The organism is Halobacterium rubrum (assembly GCF_021729015.1).
GTDB classification, from domain to species: domain Archaea; phylum Halobacteriota; class Halobacteria; order Halobacteriales; family Halobacteriaceae; genus Halobacterium; species Halobacterium rubrum.
In genome coordinates this window covers 372,545-389,199 of record NZ_JAJQQZ010000003.1, presented here as the reverse complement: position 1 = coordinate 389,199, position 16,655 = coordinate 372,545, and the positions used below count along the sequence as shown (strand labels likewise).

General features: G+C 68.0%; 15 protein-coding genes. 8 read left to right on the top strand and 7 right to left on the bottom strand.

Annotated elements, in window-relative coordinates:
* Window positions 1–23: 23 nt before the first annotated feature.
* Window positions 24–827: an HAD-IIA family hydrolase gene (locus LT971_RS13405; RefSeq protein ID WP_237007447.1), complete on the top strand. Its 804-nt coding sequence runs from the start codon at window positions 24–26 to the stop codon at window positions 825–827.
* A gap of 69 nt (window positions 828–896) precedes the next feature.
* Window positions 897–1,637, top strand: a complete 741-nt coding sequence (locus LT971_RS13400) for an MBL fold metallo-hydrolase (protein ID WP_237007446.1) — start codon at window positions 897–899, stop codon at window positions 1,635–1,637.
* A 75-nt stretch (window positions 1,638–1,712) separates the two neighbouring features.
* Here LT971_RS13400 and LT971_RS13395 read toward each other — a convergent pair whose 3' ends face one another.
* The 3 genes from LT971_RS13395 to LT971_RS13385 form a co-directional block, all read right to left on the bottom strand.
* Window positions 1,713–2,813, bottom strand: coding sequence for a DNA topoisomerase IV subunit A (locus LT971_RS13395; protein ID WP_237007445.1), 1,101 nt, complete (start codon window positions 2,811–2,813; stop codon window positions 1,713–1,715).
* The gene (locus tag LT971_RS13390; RefSeq protein ID WP_237007444.1) at window positions 2,810–5,236 is read right to left on the bottom strand and encodes a DNA topoisomerase VI subunit B; all 2,427 of its coding nucleotides are present in this window, start codon (window positions 5,234–5,236) and stop codon (window positions 2,810–2,812) included. Before LT971_RS13390 ends, LT971_RS13395 begins: the two co-directional genes overlap by 4 nt.
* A gap of 212 nt (window positions 5,237–5,448) precedes the next feature.
* On the bottom strand, window positions 5,449–6,126 hold the full coding sequence (locus LT971_RS13385) for a TVP38/TMEM64 family protein (RefSeq protein ID WP_237007443.1): 678 nt from the start codon (window positions 6,124–6,126) through the stop codon (window positions 5,449–5,451).
* Between the two features lie 106 nt (window positions 6,127–6,232).
* Here LT971_RS13385 and gyrB point away from each other — a divergent pair, with 106 nt between their 5' ends.
* Window positions 6,233–8,146, top strand: a complete 1,914-nt coding sequence (gyrB, locus tag LT971_RS13380) for a DNA topoisomerase (ATP-hydrolyzing) subunit B (RefSeq protein WP_237007442.1) — start codon at window positions 6,233–6,235, stop codon at window positions 8,144–8,146.
* Window position 8,147: 1 nt separating this feature from the next.
* Window positions 8,148–10,631: a DNA gyrase subunit A gene (gene gyrA / locus LT971_RS13375; protein ID WP_237007441.1), complete on the top strand. Its 2,484-nt coding sequence runs from the start codon at window positions 8,148–8,150 to the stop codon at window positions 10,629–10,631.
* 121 nt (window positions 10,632–10,752) lie between these two features.
* On the opposite strand, the gene rocF is transcribed toward gyrA, so the two are convergent.
* Window positions 10,753–11,658: an arginase gene (gene rocF / locus LT971_RS13370; RefSeq protein ID WP_237007440.1), complete on the bottom strand. Its 906-nt coding sequence runs from the start codon at window positions 11,656–11,658 to the stop codon at window positions 10,753–10,755.
* Window positions 11,659–11,778: 120 nt separating this feature from the next.
* On the opposite strand from rocF, the gene LT971_RS13365 reads away from it, so the two are divergent.
* The gene (locus LT971_RS13365; RefSeq protein ID WP_237007439.1) at window positions 11,779–12,096 is read left to right on the top strand and encodes a hypothetical protein; all 318 of its coding nucleotides are present in this window, start codon (window positions 11,779–11,781) and stop codon (window positions 12,094–12,096) included.
* A gap of 15 nt (window positions 12,097–12,111) precedes the next feature.
* Here LT971_RS13365 and LT971_RS13360 read toward each other — a convergent pair whose 3' ends face one another.
* Window positions 12,112–13,038, bottom strand: coding sequence for an NAD-dependent epimerase/dehydratase family protein (locus tag LT971_RS13360; protein ID WP_237007438.1), 927 nt, complete (start codon window positions 13,036–13,038; stop codon window positions 12,112–12,114).
* Window positions 13,039–13,204: 166 nt separating this feature from the next.
* On the opposite strand from LT971_RS13360, the gene LT971_RS13355 reads away from it, so the two are divergent.
* From LT971_RS13355 to LT971_RS13345, 3 genes are all read left to right on the top strand, one after another.
* Window positions 13,205–13,969 (top strand): hypothetical protein, encoded by a 765-nt coding sequence (locus tag LT971_RS13355; RefSeq protein ID WP_237007437.1) that lies wholly within the window; start codon window positions 13,205–13,207, stop codon window positions 13,967–13,969.
* 82 nt (window positions 13,970–14,051) lie between these two features.
* Window positions 14,052–14,585, top strand: coding sequence for an Rrf2 family transcriptional regulator (locus LT971_RS13350; protein ID WP_237007436.1), 534 nt, complete (start codon window positions 14,052–14,054; stop codon window positions 14,583–14,585).
* Window positions 14,586–14,630: 45 nt separating this feature from the next.
* Window positions 14,631–15,800 (top strand): NAD(P)/FAD-dependent oxidoreductase, encoded by a 1,170-nt coding sequence (locus LT971_RS13345; protein ID WP_237007435.1) that lies wholly within the window; start codon window positions 14,631–14,633, stop codon window positions 15,798–15,800.
* A 25-nt stretch (window positions 15,801–15,825) separates the two neighbouring features.
* On the opposite strand, the gene LT971_RS13340 is transcribed toward LT971_RS13345, so the two are convergent.
* Window positions 15,826–16,242, bottom strand: coding sequence for a DUF2267 domain-containing protein (locus LT971_RS13340; protein WP_237007434.1), 417 nt, complete (start codon window positions 16,240–16,242; stop codon window positions 15,826–15,828).
* An 84-nt stretch (window positions 16,243–16,326) separates the two neighbouring features.
* Window positions 16,327–16,653, bottom strand: a complete 327-nt coding sequence (locus tag LT971_RS13335; protein WP_237007433.1) for a DUF7344 domain-containing protein — start codon at window positions 16,651–16,653, stop codon at window positions 16,327–16,329.
* Between the last annotated feature and the right edge of the window lie 2 nt (window positions 16,654–16,655).

Genomic DNA, 16,655 nt, shown 5'->3' with positions numbered 1-16,655 from the left:
CCCGGCAGTCCCTAGCGAGTACCGTGACCTACCGTGGCGTCGTTCTGGACCTCGACGGCACAGTCGTTCGCGGCGACGCGCTGCTCCCCGGCGCCCAGGAAGGGGTCGCCGCGCTGCGCGAGCACGCCGAAGCGGTGCTGTTCCTGACGAACAACCCCCTGCGGCCCGCTAGCGAGCACGCCAGCCGGCTGCGGGACCACGGCGTCGACGCCAGCCCCGGAGAAGTCCTGACGTCGGCGGACGCGACCGTCGCGTACCTCCGTGAACGTCACGACGGCGACCGGATCTACCCCATCGCCGACGACGCCATCGTCGCCCAGCTCCGGGACACCGACGTGAACCTGACCGACGACCCGGCGGCCGCCGAGGTGGTCGTCGCCGGGTTCGACAGCGGATTCCACTTCCGGGACCTGCAGGCCGCCATCGACGCGTTCGCCGACGGCGAGACGACGTTCGTGGGGACGGACCCGGACGTCACGATTCCGACCAGCGACGGCCTCGAACCCGGCTCGGGCGCCATCGTGCGAGCAGTCGCGGGGGTGGCCGAGCGCGAGCCGGACGCCGTCCTCGGGAAACCCTCGGAGACGACCGCCCGGCTCGCCGCCGACCGGCTCGGCGTCCCACCGGAGGAGTGCTTGCTCGTCGGCGACCGACTGGACACCGACGTGGCGATGGGTGACGCCGTCGGTATGACGACGGCGCTCGTGCGCACGGGCGTCGACGGCGACACGACCGTCGACGACGACGTCGACGGCGAGCTCGCAGCGGGCGTCCGACCGGACTACGTTCTCGACTCGCTGGGCGACGTCCACCGCCTCCTCGAGTGACCGCCGGCGCTGGCCAACGCACTGGGAATCACGACCGCCCCTTTAGACCAGCCAGCCGTAGTGTGACGTATGACCGTCTCTCAGGCCGGGCTGACCGTCGAGTGGCTCGGGTACGCGACTGCGAGAATCGAGTGGCCGGACGGCACCGTCGCCTACACCGACCCCGGCCGGTACGGCGTGCTCACCGGCGAGTGGACGCCCGGTGACTTCGAGGGCGCCAGACACCACCCGCCGGCCAGCGACTACCACGCCCAAGACGCAGACGTCGTGGTCGTCACGCACGCCCACCACTACGACCCCCACGGCATCGAGCGCGTCGCCAGCGAGGACGCGACCATCGTCGTCTACGACGGCGTCTCGGCCGACGACACCGGGCGCAGCGTCGCATCGGTCGACGCCCTCGACTACGACGTCCGCCGGGTCGAGTGCGGCGACGAGCCGACCGTCTCCGGCGTCGCCGTCGAGTCCGTTCCGGCCGAGACCGCACCCGACGAGCCCGGCGGCACGTCCTCGCACCCGCCGGGCTTCGGCTGCGGGTTCGTGCTCACGCACGGGGACACAGCAGTGTTCTACCCCGGAGACTCGGACGCCCTCGCCGCCCACCGCGACCTCGACCCCGAGGTGTTCCTCGCGCCCATCAGCCGCCGCATCACGATGGGTGAAACCGAGGCCGTCGACCTCGCCGAACGCCTCGACCCGGAGCTCGTCGTCCCTGTCCACTACAACACCTTCGAGCGGCTGGCCGGCGACAGCCGCCTGTTCGCCTGCGACGTCGCCAGCAGGGGGATTCCGGTGGCGCTGGACGAGTGACCGACGGAACCGGAACTTCTAGCGGGAGACGCGAACCGAGTGACGCCGACCGACGGCCAGCGTCGACGACCGCCGTCAGATAACGCCCATCTCGTCGAGGCGCTCGGGGAGGTAGGTGTCGGTGACGAAGTCGAGGCCGCGGGAGGCGAGTGCCTGCTGTTCGGCCTTCTTGTCGATGTCGAGCTGGAGTTCGATCTGTTCGGTCCAGAAGTCGCTCTGGAAGCGGGGGTCCTCGAGCTCGGATTCGAGGGCGTTAACGTCGGAGTCGCTGAGTGGGTCAGTGGGGAGGTCGTAGTCGACGATGTCCTGCGGGCGGATGCCGACGAACTGCGCCTGCGGGGTGGCGAGATACTCCGAGAGGTGCGCGGACTTGATGGAGCCGTAGGCGACAGAGCCGTAGATGCGGTACGACCACGGGTCGCCGTCTGTGAAGACCGTGACCGGGAGGTCGAGTTCGTCGTGGAGGCGCTTGGTGAGCCGTCGGGTGGCGCGGGCGGGCTGCCCGCCGAGGTGCACGACGATGGCGTTGTGCTCGTCGTCGAAGCCGTTCTCGACGAGGCGGTCGCGCATCCCACCGGTCTCCACGCACATCACGAAGTCCGCGTCGTTCTCGAGGAACTCGATGGTGTCTGGGTTGTTCGGAATCTGGTAGCCGCCCTGCCCGACGTCGTCCTGGCAGTGGATCTCGCGGTCGCCGCGGTTGGTCTGCTCGCGCAGGAGCAGCGGCCCCATGACCTTCGCGCCGGACTCCTCGGGGCGCATGTGGAAGTCCTCGCGTTTCACGCCGGAGATGATCTCGAGGTCCTCGACGAGCTTGTCGCTCTCGCTCTGGTCGTTGAACTGGGCTTCCTCCTCGTCCCAGGACTCCGAGAGGTAGTACAGTTCACGCAGCGTGGACGACCGCCCCTCCTCGAGTTGCTGGACGAGGAAGTCGACGGTGAACACGGACTTCAGCAGCTTCCGGGCGCCCCGCACCGAGTTCGCGGACCGCGTGGACTGGCTGTCGCCGTACACCCAGACGTCGGCGTCCTCGTCGTACTCGATGTTGGACTTCGAGCGCGTCGGCAGCGACATCCGGGGGATGTCGCCGTCCTGGAACTGGTCGTAGAACTGTTCGGCCAGCGCGACCAGCTGGTCGCGGGCGTCCTCTCCCTTGGGGGTGTCTGTCTCGCTCATGTGTCTGCCTCGTTCACGGTGAGTCGGGCGTCCTCGACGCCCTGCACGGTCAGGTCGAAGTCGGCGTCGGCGTCCACCTCGTAGGTGAGTTCCTCGGTCTCGCCGCCGGCCACCGAGGCCGACCACTTCACGAAGTACTCGTCGTCCATCTCCACGACGTTCGCGCCGTCGCTGACGGCGTTCGGTTCGGCGGAGACGATGTCGGTGACGTCCACGTCGGCGCTGGAGCTACCGTGGTTCTCGACGCGCAGCGTCACTTCCCCGTCGCCGCCGTCGCCGAGTTCGCGCTCGACGAGGACGTTGTTCATGATGCGCGCCAGCGAGTCGTCGACGTCGACGTCGCCGCGCTCGGTCATCTCCGAGACCTTCTCGGCCATCGTCGGCAGGATGTCCATGATGACGTCCTGCTTCTGCTGGCGCTTGCGCATCGACTGGCGCTTGTTCAGGAACGACTTGAGGTCGCGGGCCGCCTCGCGGACGGCGAGTTCGATCTCGTCCTCGATCTCTTCGACGTGCGCGACGGCGTCCTTGGACTCGCTCGTGAACGGGACGTTCGTCGACGCGACGTGCACCATGATGACCGCCGGTCCCTGCGGCAGCCCGGAGCCGCCGGGCTGGTCGAGGTTGTAGTTCCGCCAGCCGATGTTCCGCAGGACGTCGGTCGTCGCACAGGCGCCGCGCTGGTAGACCAGCGGCACGCGGTTCGCGAACCGCATCAGGTCGACGCCGCCCTCGGCCTCGAGCTCGCCGCCGTACGCGATACCGGCTTCGACGATGAACGGGTCGCCGCCGTGGACGTCGGCGTCCCGCGTGGAGGCGGCGTAGAACTCGGCGTCGAACTCCTTGCGGAGCCCGGCCTCGAGCTGGTCGGCCTCGATGGGCGAGAGACAGGAGGTCGGGGGCGCCATCACGCTGACCGACGCCATCGCGTCGAGGAGGTTGCTCGCGGCGTCGCGGTCGTCGGCGAGTTCGCGGGTGAGCGGCGGTTCGTCCGGCACCGTCGCCATGCGCTCCCAGAGCGCGTCGGCGACGTTCTCCCGGGCGGTCTCGCCGACGGTCGCGTCCTCGTACTCCTCGGTGTTCTCGGCGGCGCGGTACACGTACTCTTCGAGGTCCTCGCGGGTAACGCGGTCCTTCCCGGGGCCGCTCTCGAACTTCGCGGCGACGCGCTCGGCGAGCCCGCGGACGGTTGCGTCGTCCTTCTGGACGGTCGTCGCCTCGTCGACGGGCACGAAGACGTCCGCAGCGCGGTCCTCGGTGAGCGCGGTCCAGACGGCGTCGACGACGTGCTTCTGGACGGTGTCGCCGAACGACGTCCCGGTGTCGGCTTCCGCGTCGACAGCGGCGTCGGCGACCAGCGTTTCGAGCTCCGAGTACGCCACACTCTCGGCGTCCTCGACGGCGTCGACGACCGCCTGCGCGAACACCTTCGTGTGTGTCGCGTCCTTGTTCGAGACGGCGCCGACGACCGTCGCCTCGAGGTCGGTGTCGCTGTCGATGCCCGGCGGCCGCCACCGCATCTCGCGGCCGAAGTACCGGTCGCGGAACGCGTCCACGATGCTGTCGGCGGTCTTCTTCCCGACGCGCGTGAACTCGCCCTGCAGGAACCCGGAGACGGAGTGCGAGTCAGTGTCCGACAGCATCTTGATGAGCGTCCCGAGTTCGACGCCGTGCGGGTGCGGGCGGATCTCGTCGGTCTCGGCGGGCAGACCGGCGCCCTCGGCGCGCTCGGCCTTGATCTCGCCGCCCGGCTCCTGGAGCTCGATGCGGGCGTGGGGGTTGACGACCGCCGTGTGCTTGACGTAGTCGTGGAGCTGGCCGCGGGCACGCATGTTCGCGTCGAGGTCCATCTCGATGCGCGTGCCGTGCGTGCCCCGGAGGTCGCTCTCGGCGGCGGACAGCTCTTTCTCCGTGCTGATCTCGGGTTCGTTGGTGTCCGTGTCGATGATGAGCTCGTAGAAGTTCGACGTGGCGGACTCCTGGGTGCGGCTCTCGATGCGCACCGGCTTCCCGGAGGTCAGCTGCGAGTAGAGGACGGCGGCGGAGATACCGATGCCCTGCTGGCCGCGGCTCTGTTCACGGGCGTGGAACCGCGAGCCGTACAGCAGCTTCCCGAAGATTTTCGGAATCTGTGCTTTGGTGATGCCCGGCCCGTTGTCCTCGACGACGAGCGTGTAGTAGTCCCGTCCTTCCGAGATTTCGACGTAGATGTCCGGGAGGATACCGGCTTCCTCCGTGGCGTCGAGGGCGTTGTCCACAGCCTCCTTGACGGCTGTGACGAGCCCTCGGGCTCCGGAGTCGAAGCCGAGCATGTGCTTGTTCTTCTCGAAGAACTCGGCGACGGAGATTTCGCGCTGGCTCGCGGCGAGCTCCTCCGCGATGCCCTCCTCTTCGTCGGCGAGCGTCGACTGGAACGACGTCATTCAGTACGCAGTGATTCAGGGCCGGCGGGTAAAACCCCAGCGGTACCGGGGTGAAAGTGGAGTGGTGGGCTGGCGTCAGCGCCTCGTTCGGCCCCGAGCGGACGGGTTCCTGGGCGCGTTCAGTTACGACGACGAGACCGTACGACGGCTGGCCCCAGCGCGGAGCCCAGACAGCGGGAGCGACGGCGCCGGCAGGGCGTCGCCGTCGGGAGTCACTCCAGTCGCGCGACCACCGCGTCGCGCCACACGTACGCGACGCCTGCTACGAGAGTGAGTGCCGCGAGCAGTACGGCCGTCTCGGTGAACGAGGACGCTGCCGCCCGGTCGCCCGCGTACGCCGTGAGGAAGTACCCCGGGAGGCGGCCGACGAGACTCACGACGGTCAACTGCCAGATGGGGATGGTGGTGAGGCCCGCGAGCAGGCAGATCGCGTCGTCCGGCAGCCCGGGGAGCAGGAACACCAGGAACAGGACGAGCGGGCCGCCGCGGGCGACGAGGTCGTCGAACGTCGACAGCACTTCCGGGTCGAGCACGTCCTCGACGAACGGCCGACCGAGGCGTCGCGCGGCCACGAACACGACGACGCTCCCGATGGTTGCGCCCGCGAGACTGAGCGCGGTGCCGGTCGTCGCGCCGAACAGGTAGCCGCCGGCGAACCCCAGCACCTGCCCGGGAACCGGAGCGACCACCACCTGTGTCGCCTGCAGGGCGACGAACGCCACCGGCGCGAGTGTTCCGAACGACCGCACCCACTCGCGGACCGCTCGCGGGTCGCCGAGGTCGGGGAGTGCGCGAGCGAGCAGCAGCGTCGCGGCGGCGACGGCGCCAGTGAGAACAACGAGCGCCGTCAGCGCGCGGACGCGGTCCCGTGGTGTCGTGAACAGGCGCACAGCGGCGGGTCGCGGCGCCGGCTAATCACTCTGCCGGCGCAGCACGCACGCACGCACGCGTGCGAGCCTTTTTTACCACCGGGGCGTCTACCGTGGTGCAACGTTCATGTCTGACCAAAGTGAGTACAGCGCTGGCCAGATTCAGGTTCTGGAGGGCCTCGAAGCCGTCCAGAAGCGGCCGGCGATGTACATCGGGTCCACGGACACTCGTGGCCTCCATCATCTCGTCTACGAGGTCGTGGACAACTCCATCGACGAGGCGCTGGCCGGGTACTGTGATACGATCGACGTGACGCTGCACGAGGACGGCTCGGTGAGCGTCGAGGACGACGGCCGGGGCATCCCGGTCGACACCCACGAGGAGTACGACCGGCCGGCCGTCGAGGTCATCCTCACCGTCCTGCACGCCGGCGGGAAGTTCGACGCGAAGTCCTACCAGGTCTCCGGCGGACTGCACGGCGTCGGCGTCTCCGTCGTGAACGCTCTCTCGGAGCGCCTCGCCGTCGAGGTCTCACGGAACGGCGACCGGTACCGGGAGAAGTTCGAGCACGGCGAGCCCGTCACGGACCTCGAGCACATCGGGGACAGCGACGAGACGGGGACGCTCATCCGGTTCCGGCCGGACACCGACATCTTCGAGACGACCGAGTACGACTTCTCCACGCTGGAGAACCGGCTCCGCGAGCTCGCGTTCCTGAACTCCGGCGTCGAGATCACGCTCACCGACGAGCGCGGCGACGAGGTCCAGGAGTCCTCCTTCGAGTACGAGGGGGGCATCCGGGAGTTCGTCGAGTACCTCAACGAGACCCGGAACGCGCTCCACGACGACGTCATCTACTTCGAGGCCGAAGAGGAGGAGATTCACGTCGAGATCGCGATGCAGGCCTCCGAGGACGTCCAGTCCTCGACGCACGCCTTCGCGAACAACATCAATACCCGGGAGGGCGGCACCCACCTCACGGGGTTCAAGACGGCGCTGACGCGCACCGTCAACGACTACGCGAACGACAACGACCTGCTGTCGGAGCTCGACGGCGAGAACCTCAAGGGCGAGGACATCCGCGAGGGCCTGACCGCCGTCATCTCCATCAAGCACCCCGACCCCCAGTTCGAGGGGCAGACGAAGACAAAGCTCGGGAACAGCGAGGTCCGGGGTATCGTCGAGCGAACCGTCAACGACGGCCTCGGCACGTACTTCGAGGAGAACCCGGACACGGCCCGGGCGGTCGTCCGCAAGGCCGTCGAGGCCGCGAAGGCCCGGAAGGCCGCGAAGAAAGCCGAGGAGCTCACGCGCCGGAAGTCGGCACTGGGTTCCACGAGCCTGCCGGGGAAGCTCGCTGACTGCCAGAGCAAGGACCCCGAGGACGCCGAGCTGTTCGTCGTCGAGGGCGACTCCGCGGGCGGCTCCGCCAAGCAGGGCCGCAACCCCGAGTTCCAGGCCATCCTGCCGCTGGGCGGGAAGATTCTGAACGTCGAGAAGCACCGCCTCGACCGGATTCTCGAACACGACGAGCTCCGGCACATCATCACGGCGCTGGGCACCGGCATCGGCGACGAGTTCGACATCGACGAACTGCGCTACGAGAAGATCATCATGATGACGGACGCCGACGTCGACGGCGCCCACATCCGGACGCTGCTGTTGACGTTCTTCTACCGGCACATGAAGCCGCTGCTGGAGGCCGGCAACGTCTACGCCGCCCAGCCGCCGCTGTACCGCATCCGGTACCGCGGCAACACGTACGACGCGATGACCGAAGAGGACCGGGAGCGCATCATCGAGGAGAAGTGCAACGGCAACCCGACGCAGGTCCAGCGGTTCAAGGGCCTCGGCGAGATGAACCCCCAGCAGCTCTGGGACACGACGATGGACCCCGGGAGCCGCATCCTCAAGCGCATCACCGTCGAGGACGCGGCGGCGGCCGACAAGATGTTCTCCGTGCTGATGGGGGACGCCGTCGGGCCGCGAAAGCAGTTCATCCAGGACCACGCCGGCGACGCCGAGTGGGTGGACATCTGACATGAGTTCGGAATCACCTGACGTACCCGACGACGTGGCGGACCGAGTGAAGAACGTGCGCGTGGACGAGGAGATGGAGCAGTCGTACATCGACTACGCGATGAGCGTCATCGCGGGTCGCGCGCTCCCGGACGTCCGCGACGGCCTCAAACCCGTCCACCGGCGCATCCTCTACGCGATGCACGAGTCCGGCGTGACCAGCGGGTCGAGCCACCGGAAGTCCTCGAACATCGTCGGGGACACGATGGGGGACTATCACCCGCACGGCGACTCCCCCATCTACGACGCGCTCGTCCGGATGGCCCAGGACTTCTCGATGCGGTACCCGCTGGTCGACGGCCAGGGGAACTTCGGCAGCGTCGACGGCGACCCGGCGGCGGCGATGCGGTACACGGAGGCCCGGATGGCGCCCATCGCCGAGGAGCTGCTGACCGACATCGAGAAAGACACGGTCGACTTCCAGGCGAACTACGACGACCGCCTGACCGAGCCGACGGTGCTGCCGTCGGCGTTCCCGAACCTGCTGGTGAACGGCTCGTCGGGCATCGCAGTCGGGATGTCGACGAACGTCCCGCCGCACAACCTCGGCGAGGTCATCGACGCGACCGTCCACCTCATCGACAACCCCGACTGCACGGTCCTTGACCTGATGGACCACGTGAAGGGGCCGGACTTCCCGACGGCAGCGAACATCGTCGGGCGCTCGGACGTCAAGCAGGCCTACCAGACGGGCCGGGGGCGCGTCCGGATGCGCGCCGAGTACCACGTCGAGAGCGACGGCCGCAAGGACAGCATCGTCATCACGGAGCTGCCCTACCAGCAGAACAAGTCGAAGCTCGTCGAGCGCATCGCCGAGGACGTCAAGGACGGCAAGCTGGAGGGCATCACGGACCTCCGCGACGAGTCCGACCGGAACGGCGTCCGCGTCGTCATCGACCTCAAGCAGAAGGCCAACACCGACGTCGTCGAGAACCGGCTGCTGGAGAGCCACCTCGAGAAGACGTTCAGCGTCATCAACCTCGCGCTCGTCGACGGCGAGCCGAAGGTCCTGACGCTGAAGGAGATGCTCGCGGAGTACGTCAGCCACCGCAAGGCAGTCGTGCGCCGCCGCAGCGAGCACGACCTCGCGGAGGCCGAGGACCGCGCGCACATCCTCGAGGGTCGCCTGAAGGCGCTGGAGAACGCCGACGAGGTCGTCGACCTGATTCAGGACGCCGAGGACCGCGACGACGCCAAGGAAGTCCTCAAGTCGGCGTTCGACTTCTCCCAGGAGCAGGCCGACCACATCGTCCGGATGCAGCTGGGCAGCCTGACGTCGATGGAGGCCGCCGAGATCGAGTCCGAGTACGACGACGTAACGGCGCGCATCGAGCGCCTCGAGGAGATTCTGGGCAGCGAGCAGGAGCTGCTGGACGTCATCAAAGACGAGCTCCAGGAGATCAAATCGGAGTACGCCGACGAGCGCCGGACGTCGTTCATCGAGGACACGGGGACCGTCGACGACGAGGACCTCATCCCCGAGGAGGACGTCGTGGTCGTGCTCACCGAGGACGACTACATCAAGCGCGTGCCGGCGGAGACCTTCGACCCCCAGCACCGGGGCGGCAAGGGCATCATCGGCACCGACCTGAAGGACGGGGACAGGGTGTCGACGGTGTTCACGGCGAGCACCCACGACTACCTCCTGTGCTTCACGAACCAGGGCCAGGTCTACCAGCTCAAGACCTACCAGATTCCGGAGATGTCCCGGACTGCCCGGGGGACGTCGGCGGTGAACCTCCTCGACCTCGACGACGGCGAGGAGGTCACGGCCATCGTGAACACGGACGACTTCGAGGACGAGGAGTACCTCACGATGGTGACCCGGAACGGCACCGCGAAGCGGACGCCGGCCACGGAGTACGAGAGCGTGCTCTCGACGGGCATCATCGGCATCAGCCTGGGGGACGACGACGAGCTCGTCGACGTCGAGGTGACCGACGGCTCGATGGACCTCGTCATCGGCACCGAGCACGGGATGACCATCCGGTTCGACGAGGCCGAGGTCCGGTCGACGGGCCGCGCGACGAAGGGCGTCAACGGGGTCAAGCTCCGTGACGGCGACGCCGTCGCCGGGCTGGTCGCCGCCAGCGAGGACGACGACCGCGCGCTGCTGACGGTCACCGAGAACGGCTACGGGAAGCGCACTCACCTCACCGAATACCGGCCGCAGTCCCGGTACGGCTTCGGGCTCGTCGACATCAAGACCGAGGACCGCAACGGCGACGTCGTCTCCATCGACACCGTCGCCGCGGACGACAACCTCGTCGTGATGAGCGAAGCCGGTCAGATCATCCGGATGCCCGTCGACGAGATTTCGACGGTCGGCCGGAACACGAAGGGCGTCAAAATCATGCAAGTCGAGTCGGGCGACGAGGTCGCTGGCGTCGACGTCTACAGCCCCACGGAGACCGACGACGCAGACGACGAGGCCGAAGACGAATAGCGCCCGTCTCCACGTTCTATCCGAGTAGCATCCGGCGACCGAGCGGTCCGAAGGACCCGGTAGGTCGCCGGTTCACTGCGCGAGGGCGGCGAAGCCGCCCGAGCGCAGCGCAAAAGGTACCTTAGAGGATGCGCTTGCCGAGCGCGCTCGCCGCGAGTTCGGCGGCGATTTCGGCGGTGCGGTTGGATTCGTCGAGGATGGGGTTGACTTCGACGACGTCCATGCTGCGGAGGATGTCCGCCTCGCGGTCGCGTTCGGCGACGGTTTCGAGGGCGGCGTGGGCCTCGCGGTAAGTGGCGCCGCCGCGGACGGGCGTGCCGACGCCGGGGGCTTCGTCGGGGTCGAGCCAGTCGAGGTCCAGAGAGACGTGGATGCCGTCGACGCCGGCGGTGGCGACGTCGAGGGCGTCTTCGACGACGGGGATGACGCCGCGTTCGTCGATGTCGCTCATCGTGTAGGCGGTCATGTCGCTGGCACGGATGGCATCCTTCTCGGTGTCGTCGAGGGTGCGGAGGCCGACGTAGGCGATGTTCTCTTCGCGGAGGCCGCTGGCGTTGGCCCACTCCTCGGTCTCGAAGCGACCTTCGCCGAGGGCGGCGGCCAGCGGCATGCCGTGGATGTTGCCGCTAGGGGAGGTCTCGGGGGTGTTGAAGTCGCCGTGGGCGTCGAACCAGACGGCGCCGATGTCGGCGTCGCGCGAGCAGCCGACGAGCGAGCCGATGGCGACGGCGTGGTCGCCGCCGAGCACGAGCGGGGTGTTGTCGCTGTCGATGGCGTCCGCGACTTCGTCGGCGAGCCGCGTGCAGACGTCCTCGATCTCGGGGAGGAACTTCGCGGACTCGTCGCCGGGGTCGCGCTCCTCGGCTCGGGGGACGAGGAGGTCGCCGCCGTCCACGGTCTCGACGCCGGCGGCGGCGAGTTCGTCCGAGAGGTCGGCGTACCGGATGGCCGACGACCCCATGTCGACGCCCCGTCGGTCGGCGCCGTAGTCCATCGGTGCTCCGACGACGTAGACAGTTCGAGTCACGGTCGAACGTACACCAACCACGGTTTAGGCTCCACCGGTTCGTCGCGGCGGCGACGGCACGCCGCCAGCCCGGCAGCTACGGCACCACAATTTTTGTGCGAAGAGTGCAGACTCGGTGGTATGTCCGCCCTCCGAGAGGTACAACACATCACGCGAGACGCCGCGGTCTGGTTCACGTGGTTCGTCCTCACCCTCCAGGTGTCCCACGGTCGGAGTTACGGCGACCTGCGGCGTCTGACGCCCCGGAAACTGTTCGTGCACGTCGCCCCGATAGCGCTGGTCGTCCCGGTAGCAGCCCACCTCTTCGTGAACGCGCCGCCGGGGTACAGGTATATGTTCGCGGCCGGCGGTGGCCTGGGGCTGGCGATGGGCGGGACGCTTGTCGCGTCGACGCTAGCCGTCACGAAACTCATCGACATATCGTTCACCTACCGCTGAACCGCCCGGAGCAGCCTACTGCTCGTCGAGATACGGTTCGCAGACCAGCTCGACGCCCTCCTCGAAGGACACCTCGGGCTCCCAGCCGGTGGCTTCGTGGAAGCGGCTGTAGTCGGCGCAGGTGTCGTGGACGTAGTTCTTCAGCGGAATCGGCTCGTACTCGGGTTCGACGCTGGTGCCGAGGGCGTCGTTGATCAGCTCGACCATCTCGTTGAACGAGTAGGCGTCGCCCGTGCCGAGGTTGTAGACGCCGGCGAGCTCGTTCTCCGCGGCGAGTTCGAGTCCGGCGACCACGTCGGAGACGTGCGTGAAGTCCCGGGTCTGGCTGCCGTCGCCCCAGAGCACGGGCGCCTCGCCGTTCGCGATCTGTTCGGTGAACTGGGAGAGCGTGTTCGCGAACTCGCCTTTGTGTTCCTCGCTGCCGGCGTAGCCCTGGTAGACGGAGAAGAAGCGCATCCCGGCGAGCGTGAGGTCGTCGTAGAAGTCGTTGTAGTACTCGCCGTAGCGCTCCCGGCCGAGCATCGACGCGTCGTACCCGGTGGAGGCCTCCATGTCGACGTCCTCGGGCGTGGGTTCGGTGCGGCTGCCGTACGCCGAGGAGGTCGACGCGTAGACGACCGTGTCACAGCCGTCCTCGCGGGCCTGTTCGACGACGTTCACGAACCCCTCGATGTTCACGCGAGCGCCCCGTCGGGGGTTGTCTTCGAGCATCTGCCGGCTGGAGAGCGCGGCGAGGTGGTAGACCACGTCGACGCCCTCGGTCGGCAGGTCGTCGTCGAGCACGTCGGCCTCCACGAACTCGACCGCTTCGTCCAGGTTCTCGGGCGTCCCGAGGTAGCAGTCGTCCAGGGCCACGACGTCGTTGTCGGCGGCCAGGTGGTTCGCGAGGTTCGAGCCGATGAACCCGGCGCCGCCAGTGACCAGCACGCGTTTGCCGTCCATGTCCGAAGCGTGTCTCACCACGGAGATATGAGTACCGGAATCATCGGCCCGGTCTCGCACTCGGCTTCGACTCCGATTCCAGACACGAACGGTACGCCTCGAGACCTGCCGAGACCGACGGCCTCCGCGACCCTCTCGCCGGTCGGCCCGACGCATAGCAGAATTTATGTTACTTCGGTACAGCATCGAGGGCATGATTGGTGGGTCGGTACAGTCCTACGTCGTTCTCGGACTGGCCACTGGCATCGGGGTCGCGTTCGCGTACGACGGCTATGGACTCAGCGACCGGCTGCTCGCGTGGGTCGGGTACCTCGCAGGTGGTAGCGCCGGCGGTGTCGCCGGCTGGATGGCCGCCACGAACGCAGCAGGTAGCCCCGACAGGTTAGCCCTGACAGCCGGTGGAGTGGTCGTCGGCGCGGTGCTCGGCAGAGTGGTGGTGCCGCTGGTGAGCTGGCTGGCTGTCGTGCTTCTCGGATTCCTGAGCACGGGCCTCGCGGTGTTCTTCGTGCTCGCCGGGCGCGAACTCACGAACGCAGTCACCCGCTTCGAGACGGTACCCCGGTCGCCGGGCGGCATCGAGCGGTTCCTCGAACAGCTGTCCGCGGTTCCTGTCTTCCAGAACCAGGAGGTGCTCCTGCTCACCCTCGTCGCCGGACTCGTCGGCGCTGCTCTGGCGTCGCGACTCTACACGCTGCTGGTCACGGCGACGGTCAGTTCGGTCGGGGCGGGACTGCTCTCGGTGGTGGTTCCCCTCTGGCAGCGTGCTCTGACTGGTGGTGTCGACGTCACCGAAACGACGCCAAGCGAGGTCTCTTGGGGGCTATTAGCGCTTTTCCTCGCGTCGGGGCTGCTCGTGCAGGGGTACCGGTACGGCGAGGAACTGGACCTGCCGGTCGTCGGCTCGGAGTACGACCCACTGGAAGGCCAGTAGTCGCCTGCCGGGGCGGGACTGTCCGGGCGACCCCACCCCGACCATCGGGGGTTTGAAGTGCGTCTGCGGCGAACCTCACGGCATGTCATCGATTGAACTGACCTCCAGCCAGAAGACCGTCCTGCGGGCGCTCGTAGACCGGTACACGCAGGAGGAGACGGCTGTGAAAGGCGAGGCGATCGCCGAGGAGGTCGACCGGAACCCGGGCACCATCAGGAACCAGATGCAGAGCCTGAAAGCCCTCCAGCTGGTGGAAGGCGTCCCCGGCCCGAAGGGGGGCTACAAGCCGACCGTCGACGCCTACGAGGCGCTGGACATCCAGCAGCTCGACTCGGCGGCGGAAGTGCCCGTGACCCACGAGGGCGAAGACGTCACCGAGGTGAACGTCAAGGAGATCAATCTGACCAGCGTCCACCACCCGGAGCTGTGCCGGGCCGAAGTCCACCTGCGGGGGTCGGTGCGTGACTTCCACGAGGGCGACGAGGTCGTCGTCGGGCCGACGCCGCTGTCGAAGCTGCGGGTCGCCGGGACCGTCGACGGGAAAGACGACACGAAGGGCATCCTGATTCTGAAGATCGACTCGATGGAGGCGCCGTCCGGAGAGCCGGCGCACTGAGTCGCTATCGCAGGCTTTGTATCAACGGGCCCCCGAGTCGTCTCCATGACAACGCGAGTCGTCGTTCTCGGTGCAGGGTACGCCGGTGCAGGGGCGGTCTCGAAACTCGAGGCGGAGCTCGGGCCGGACGCGGAACTCGTCTGGGTCTCCGAGACGGACTATCACCTCGTCCTCCACGAAGCCCACCGGGTCATCCGGGACCCCGGCGTCCGAGACAAGATCACGATTCCGGTCGACGACATCAAGTCCCGCAGCACGGAGTTCGTCCACGACAGCGTCGAAGACATCGACACCGACGACCGCGTAGTCGAGCTAGCGGACGGCGAGGACGTCGACTACGACTACCTCGTCGTCGGCATCGGGTCGGAGACAGCGACGTACGGCATCGATGGGATGGCCGAGCACCCGCTCACGCTGAAGAGCCTCGACGACGCCCTCGAGATCCACGAGCAGGTCAAGGAAGCCGCCCGTGACGCGACCCGCGAGGACCCCGCCCAGGTCGTCGTCGGTGGCGCCGGGCTGTCCGGCATCCAGAGCGCGGGCGAAATTGCGGAGTTCCGGGACCGCCACAACGCCCCCATCGACGTGACGCTCGTGGAGGCCCTGCCGGAGATCTTCCCGCCGGGCGACAGCGAGATTCAGGGCGCGCTCCGCCACCGGCTGGAGGACGCCGACGTGAACATCCTCACCGACGACCCGATTACGGCGGCGACCGAGGACAGCCTGGAGTTCGACGAGCGGGACAGCATCGACTACGACGTCTTCCTCTGGACGGGCGGTGTGACGGGCCCGAGCGAACTCGCCGAGGTCGACATCGACGCCGAACACAACCGCCTGCAGGCGGAGTCCACGCTCCAGACCAACGACGAGCGCGTGTTCGCAGTCGGCGACTGTTCGATGATCTCGCAGGGCACCGACGAGGCGGCGCCGCCGACGGCGCAGGCCGCCTGGCAGGCCGCCGACGTCGCCGCGGAGAACGTGAAGCGTGCGATGGACGGTCGGCCACTGGAGACGTGGACGTACGACGATCAGGGGACGCTCGTCTCGGTCGGCGAGACGGCCATCGCTCACGACGTGGAGATGAGCGGCGTCTCGGCGCCGGTGCGGACGTTCAACAGCCTGCCGGCGAAGGTCCTGAAGAAGGGCGCGGCGGCGCGGTGGATCGCGAAGCTGACGTCGTGGCAGCGCGCGATGCAGGCCTGGGACGCGCTGTAAGTCGGCGAGAAACTCGTTTCTGTAGCTAGCGGTCGTGTTCTTCCCAGCCGCCGGCGTCGAGGACGCCGAACAGGTGCTCCCAGTCCTCGTCGGCAGGGAGCTGGTCGCGGAGCTGGCGGACGTCCGCCTCCGGGACGAGGTCGGCGACGAGGTCGACGACGACCTGTGCGTGGTACGCGGCGTCGCTGCGGTCGACGCCCTCGGTCTCGGCGACGCGGTCGAGGAACGTCTGCCAGTCGAAGTGCTGACCATGGTCGTGGACTGCGCCCGTGAGGTACCAGTCGATCTCCATCGGGAGCGCGCTCGCGAGGTCGGTGGCGTCACCCTCCGGGATACGGCTGCCGAGCGCGGTCAGCGCCGCGCGGGTCGCTCGCACCGCTTCCCCCGTCCCGGAGAGTTCGAGTCGGTGCTGTACTGCGCCGGTGAACTCGTCGAAGTTCATCGTCCCGGAGCGACGTGGCCCGGCCCGAACGTTATTCTCTCCCTATCGTCGGGGCCGGCCGGTCGCCGTGACTCCGAGCTTCGGTTACGCCGACAGCAGCGAGTCGACGGTGTCGCGGGCCGCGGACAGCGACTGCGTGGCCTCGTCGCGGACGCCGACCACGTCGGCGTCCTGTTCGTACTCGACGAGCGACGCCTCGCGGAGCACCGGGACGTGGCGGTGGTACAGCGAGAAGTAGACGTCCCGGACCGTCTCGGGGTCGTGTTCACTGGCAGGGGTCCCGGTCTCCCGTTCGAGGACGAGCTCGGCGAGGTCGGCGAGCGCCAGCGACTGGTGGGTGCGAACGCAGTCGAATGCGTGGCGGCGCCGTGGGTGCTGGAGGGCTCGGAACGTGTGCTGGAGGTCGCACATGT

What these genes read in the sequence shown, in the direction of transcription:
- LT971_RS13400 (WP_237007446.1), top strand. Translation starts at nt 897, where the DNA reads ATGACCGTCTCTCAGGCCGGGCTGACCGTCGAGTGGCTCGGGTACGCG.
- LT971_RS13395 (WP_237007445.1), bottom strand. Translation starts at nt 2,813, where the DNA reads ATGAGCGAGACAGACACCCCCAAGGGAGAGGACGCCCGCGACCAGCTG.
- LT971_RS13390 (WP_237007444.1), bottom strand. Translation starts at nt 5,236, where the DNA reads ATGACGTCGTTCCAGTCGACGCTCGCCGACGAAGAGGAGGGCATCGCG.
- gyrB (WP_237007442.1), top strand. Translation starts at nt 6,233, where the DNA reads ATGTCTGACCAAAGTGAGTACAGCGCTGGCCAGATTCAGGTTCTGGAG.
- gyrA (WP_237007441.1), top strand. Translation starts at nt 8,148, where the DNA reads ATGAGTTCGGAATCACCTGACGTACCCGACGACGTGGCGGACCGAGTG.
- LT971_RS13365 (WP_237007439.1), top strand. Translation starts at nt 11,779, where the DNA reads ATGTCCGCCCTCCGAGAGGTACAACACATCACGCGAGACGCCGCGGTC.
- LT971_RS13360 (WP_237007438.1), bottom strand. Translation starts at nt 13,038, where the DNA reads ATGGACGGCAAACGCGTGCTGGTCACTGGCGGCGCCGGGTTCATCGGC.
- LT971_RS13355 (WP_237007437.1), top strand. Translation starts at nt 13,205, where the DNA reads ATGTTACTTCGGTACAGCATCGAGGGCATGATTGGTGGGTCGGTACAG.
- LT971_RS13350 (WP_237007436.1), top strand. Translation starts at nt 14,052, where the DNA reads ATGTCATCGATTGAACTGACCTCCAGCCAGAAGACCGTCCTGCGGGCG.
- LT971_RS13345 (WP_237007435.1), top strand. Translation starts at nt 14,631, where the DNA reads ATGACAACGCGAGTCGTCGTTCTCGGTGCAGGGTACGCCGGTGCAGGG.
- LT971_RS13340 (WP_237007434.1), bottom strand. Translation starts at nt 16,242, where the DNA reads ATGAACTTCGACGAGTTCACCGGCGCAGTACAGCACCGACTCGAACTC.
- LT971_RS13335 (WP_237007433.1), bottom strand. Translation starts at nt 16,653, where the DNA reads ATGTGCGACCTCCAGCACACGTTCCGAGCCCTCCAGCACCCACGGCGC.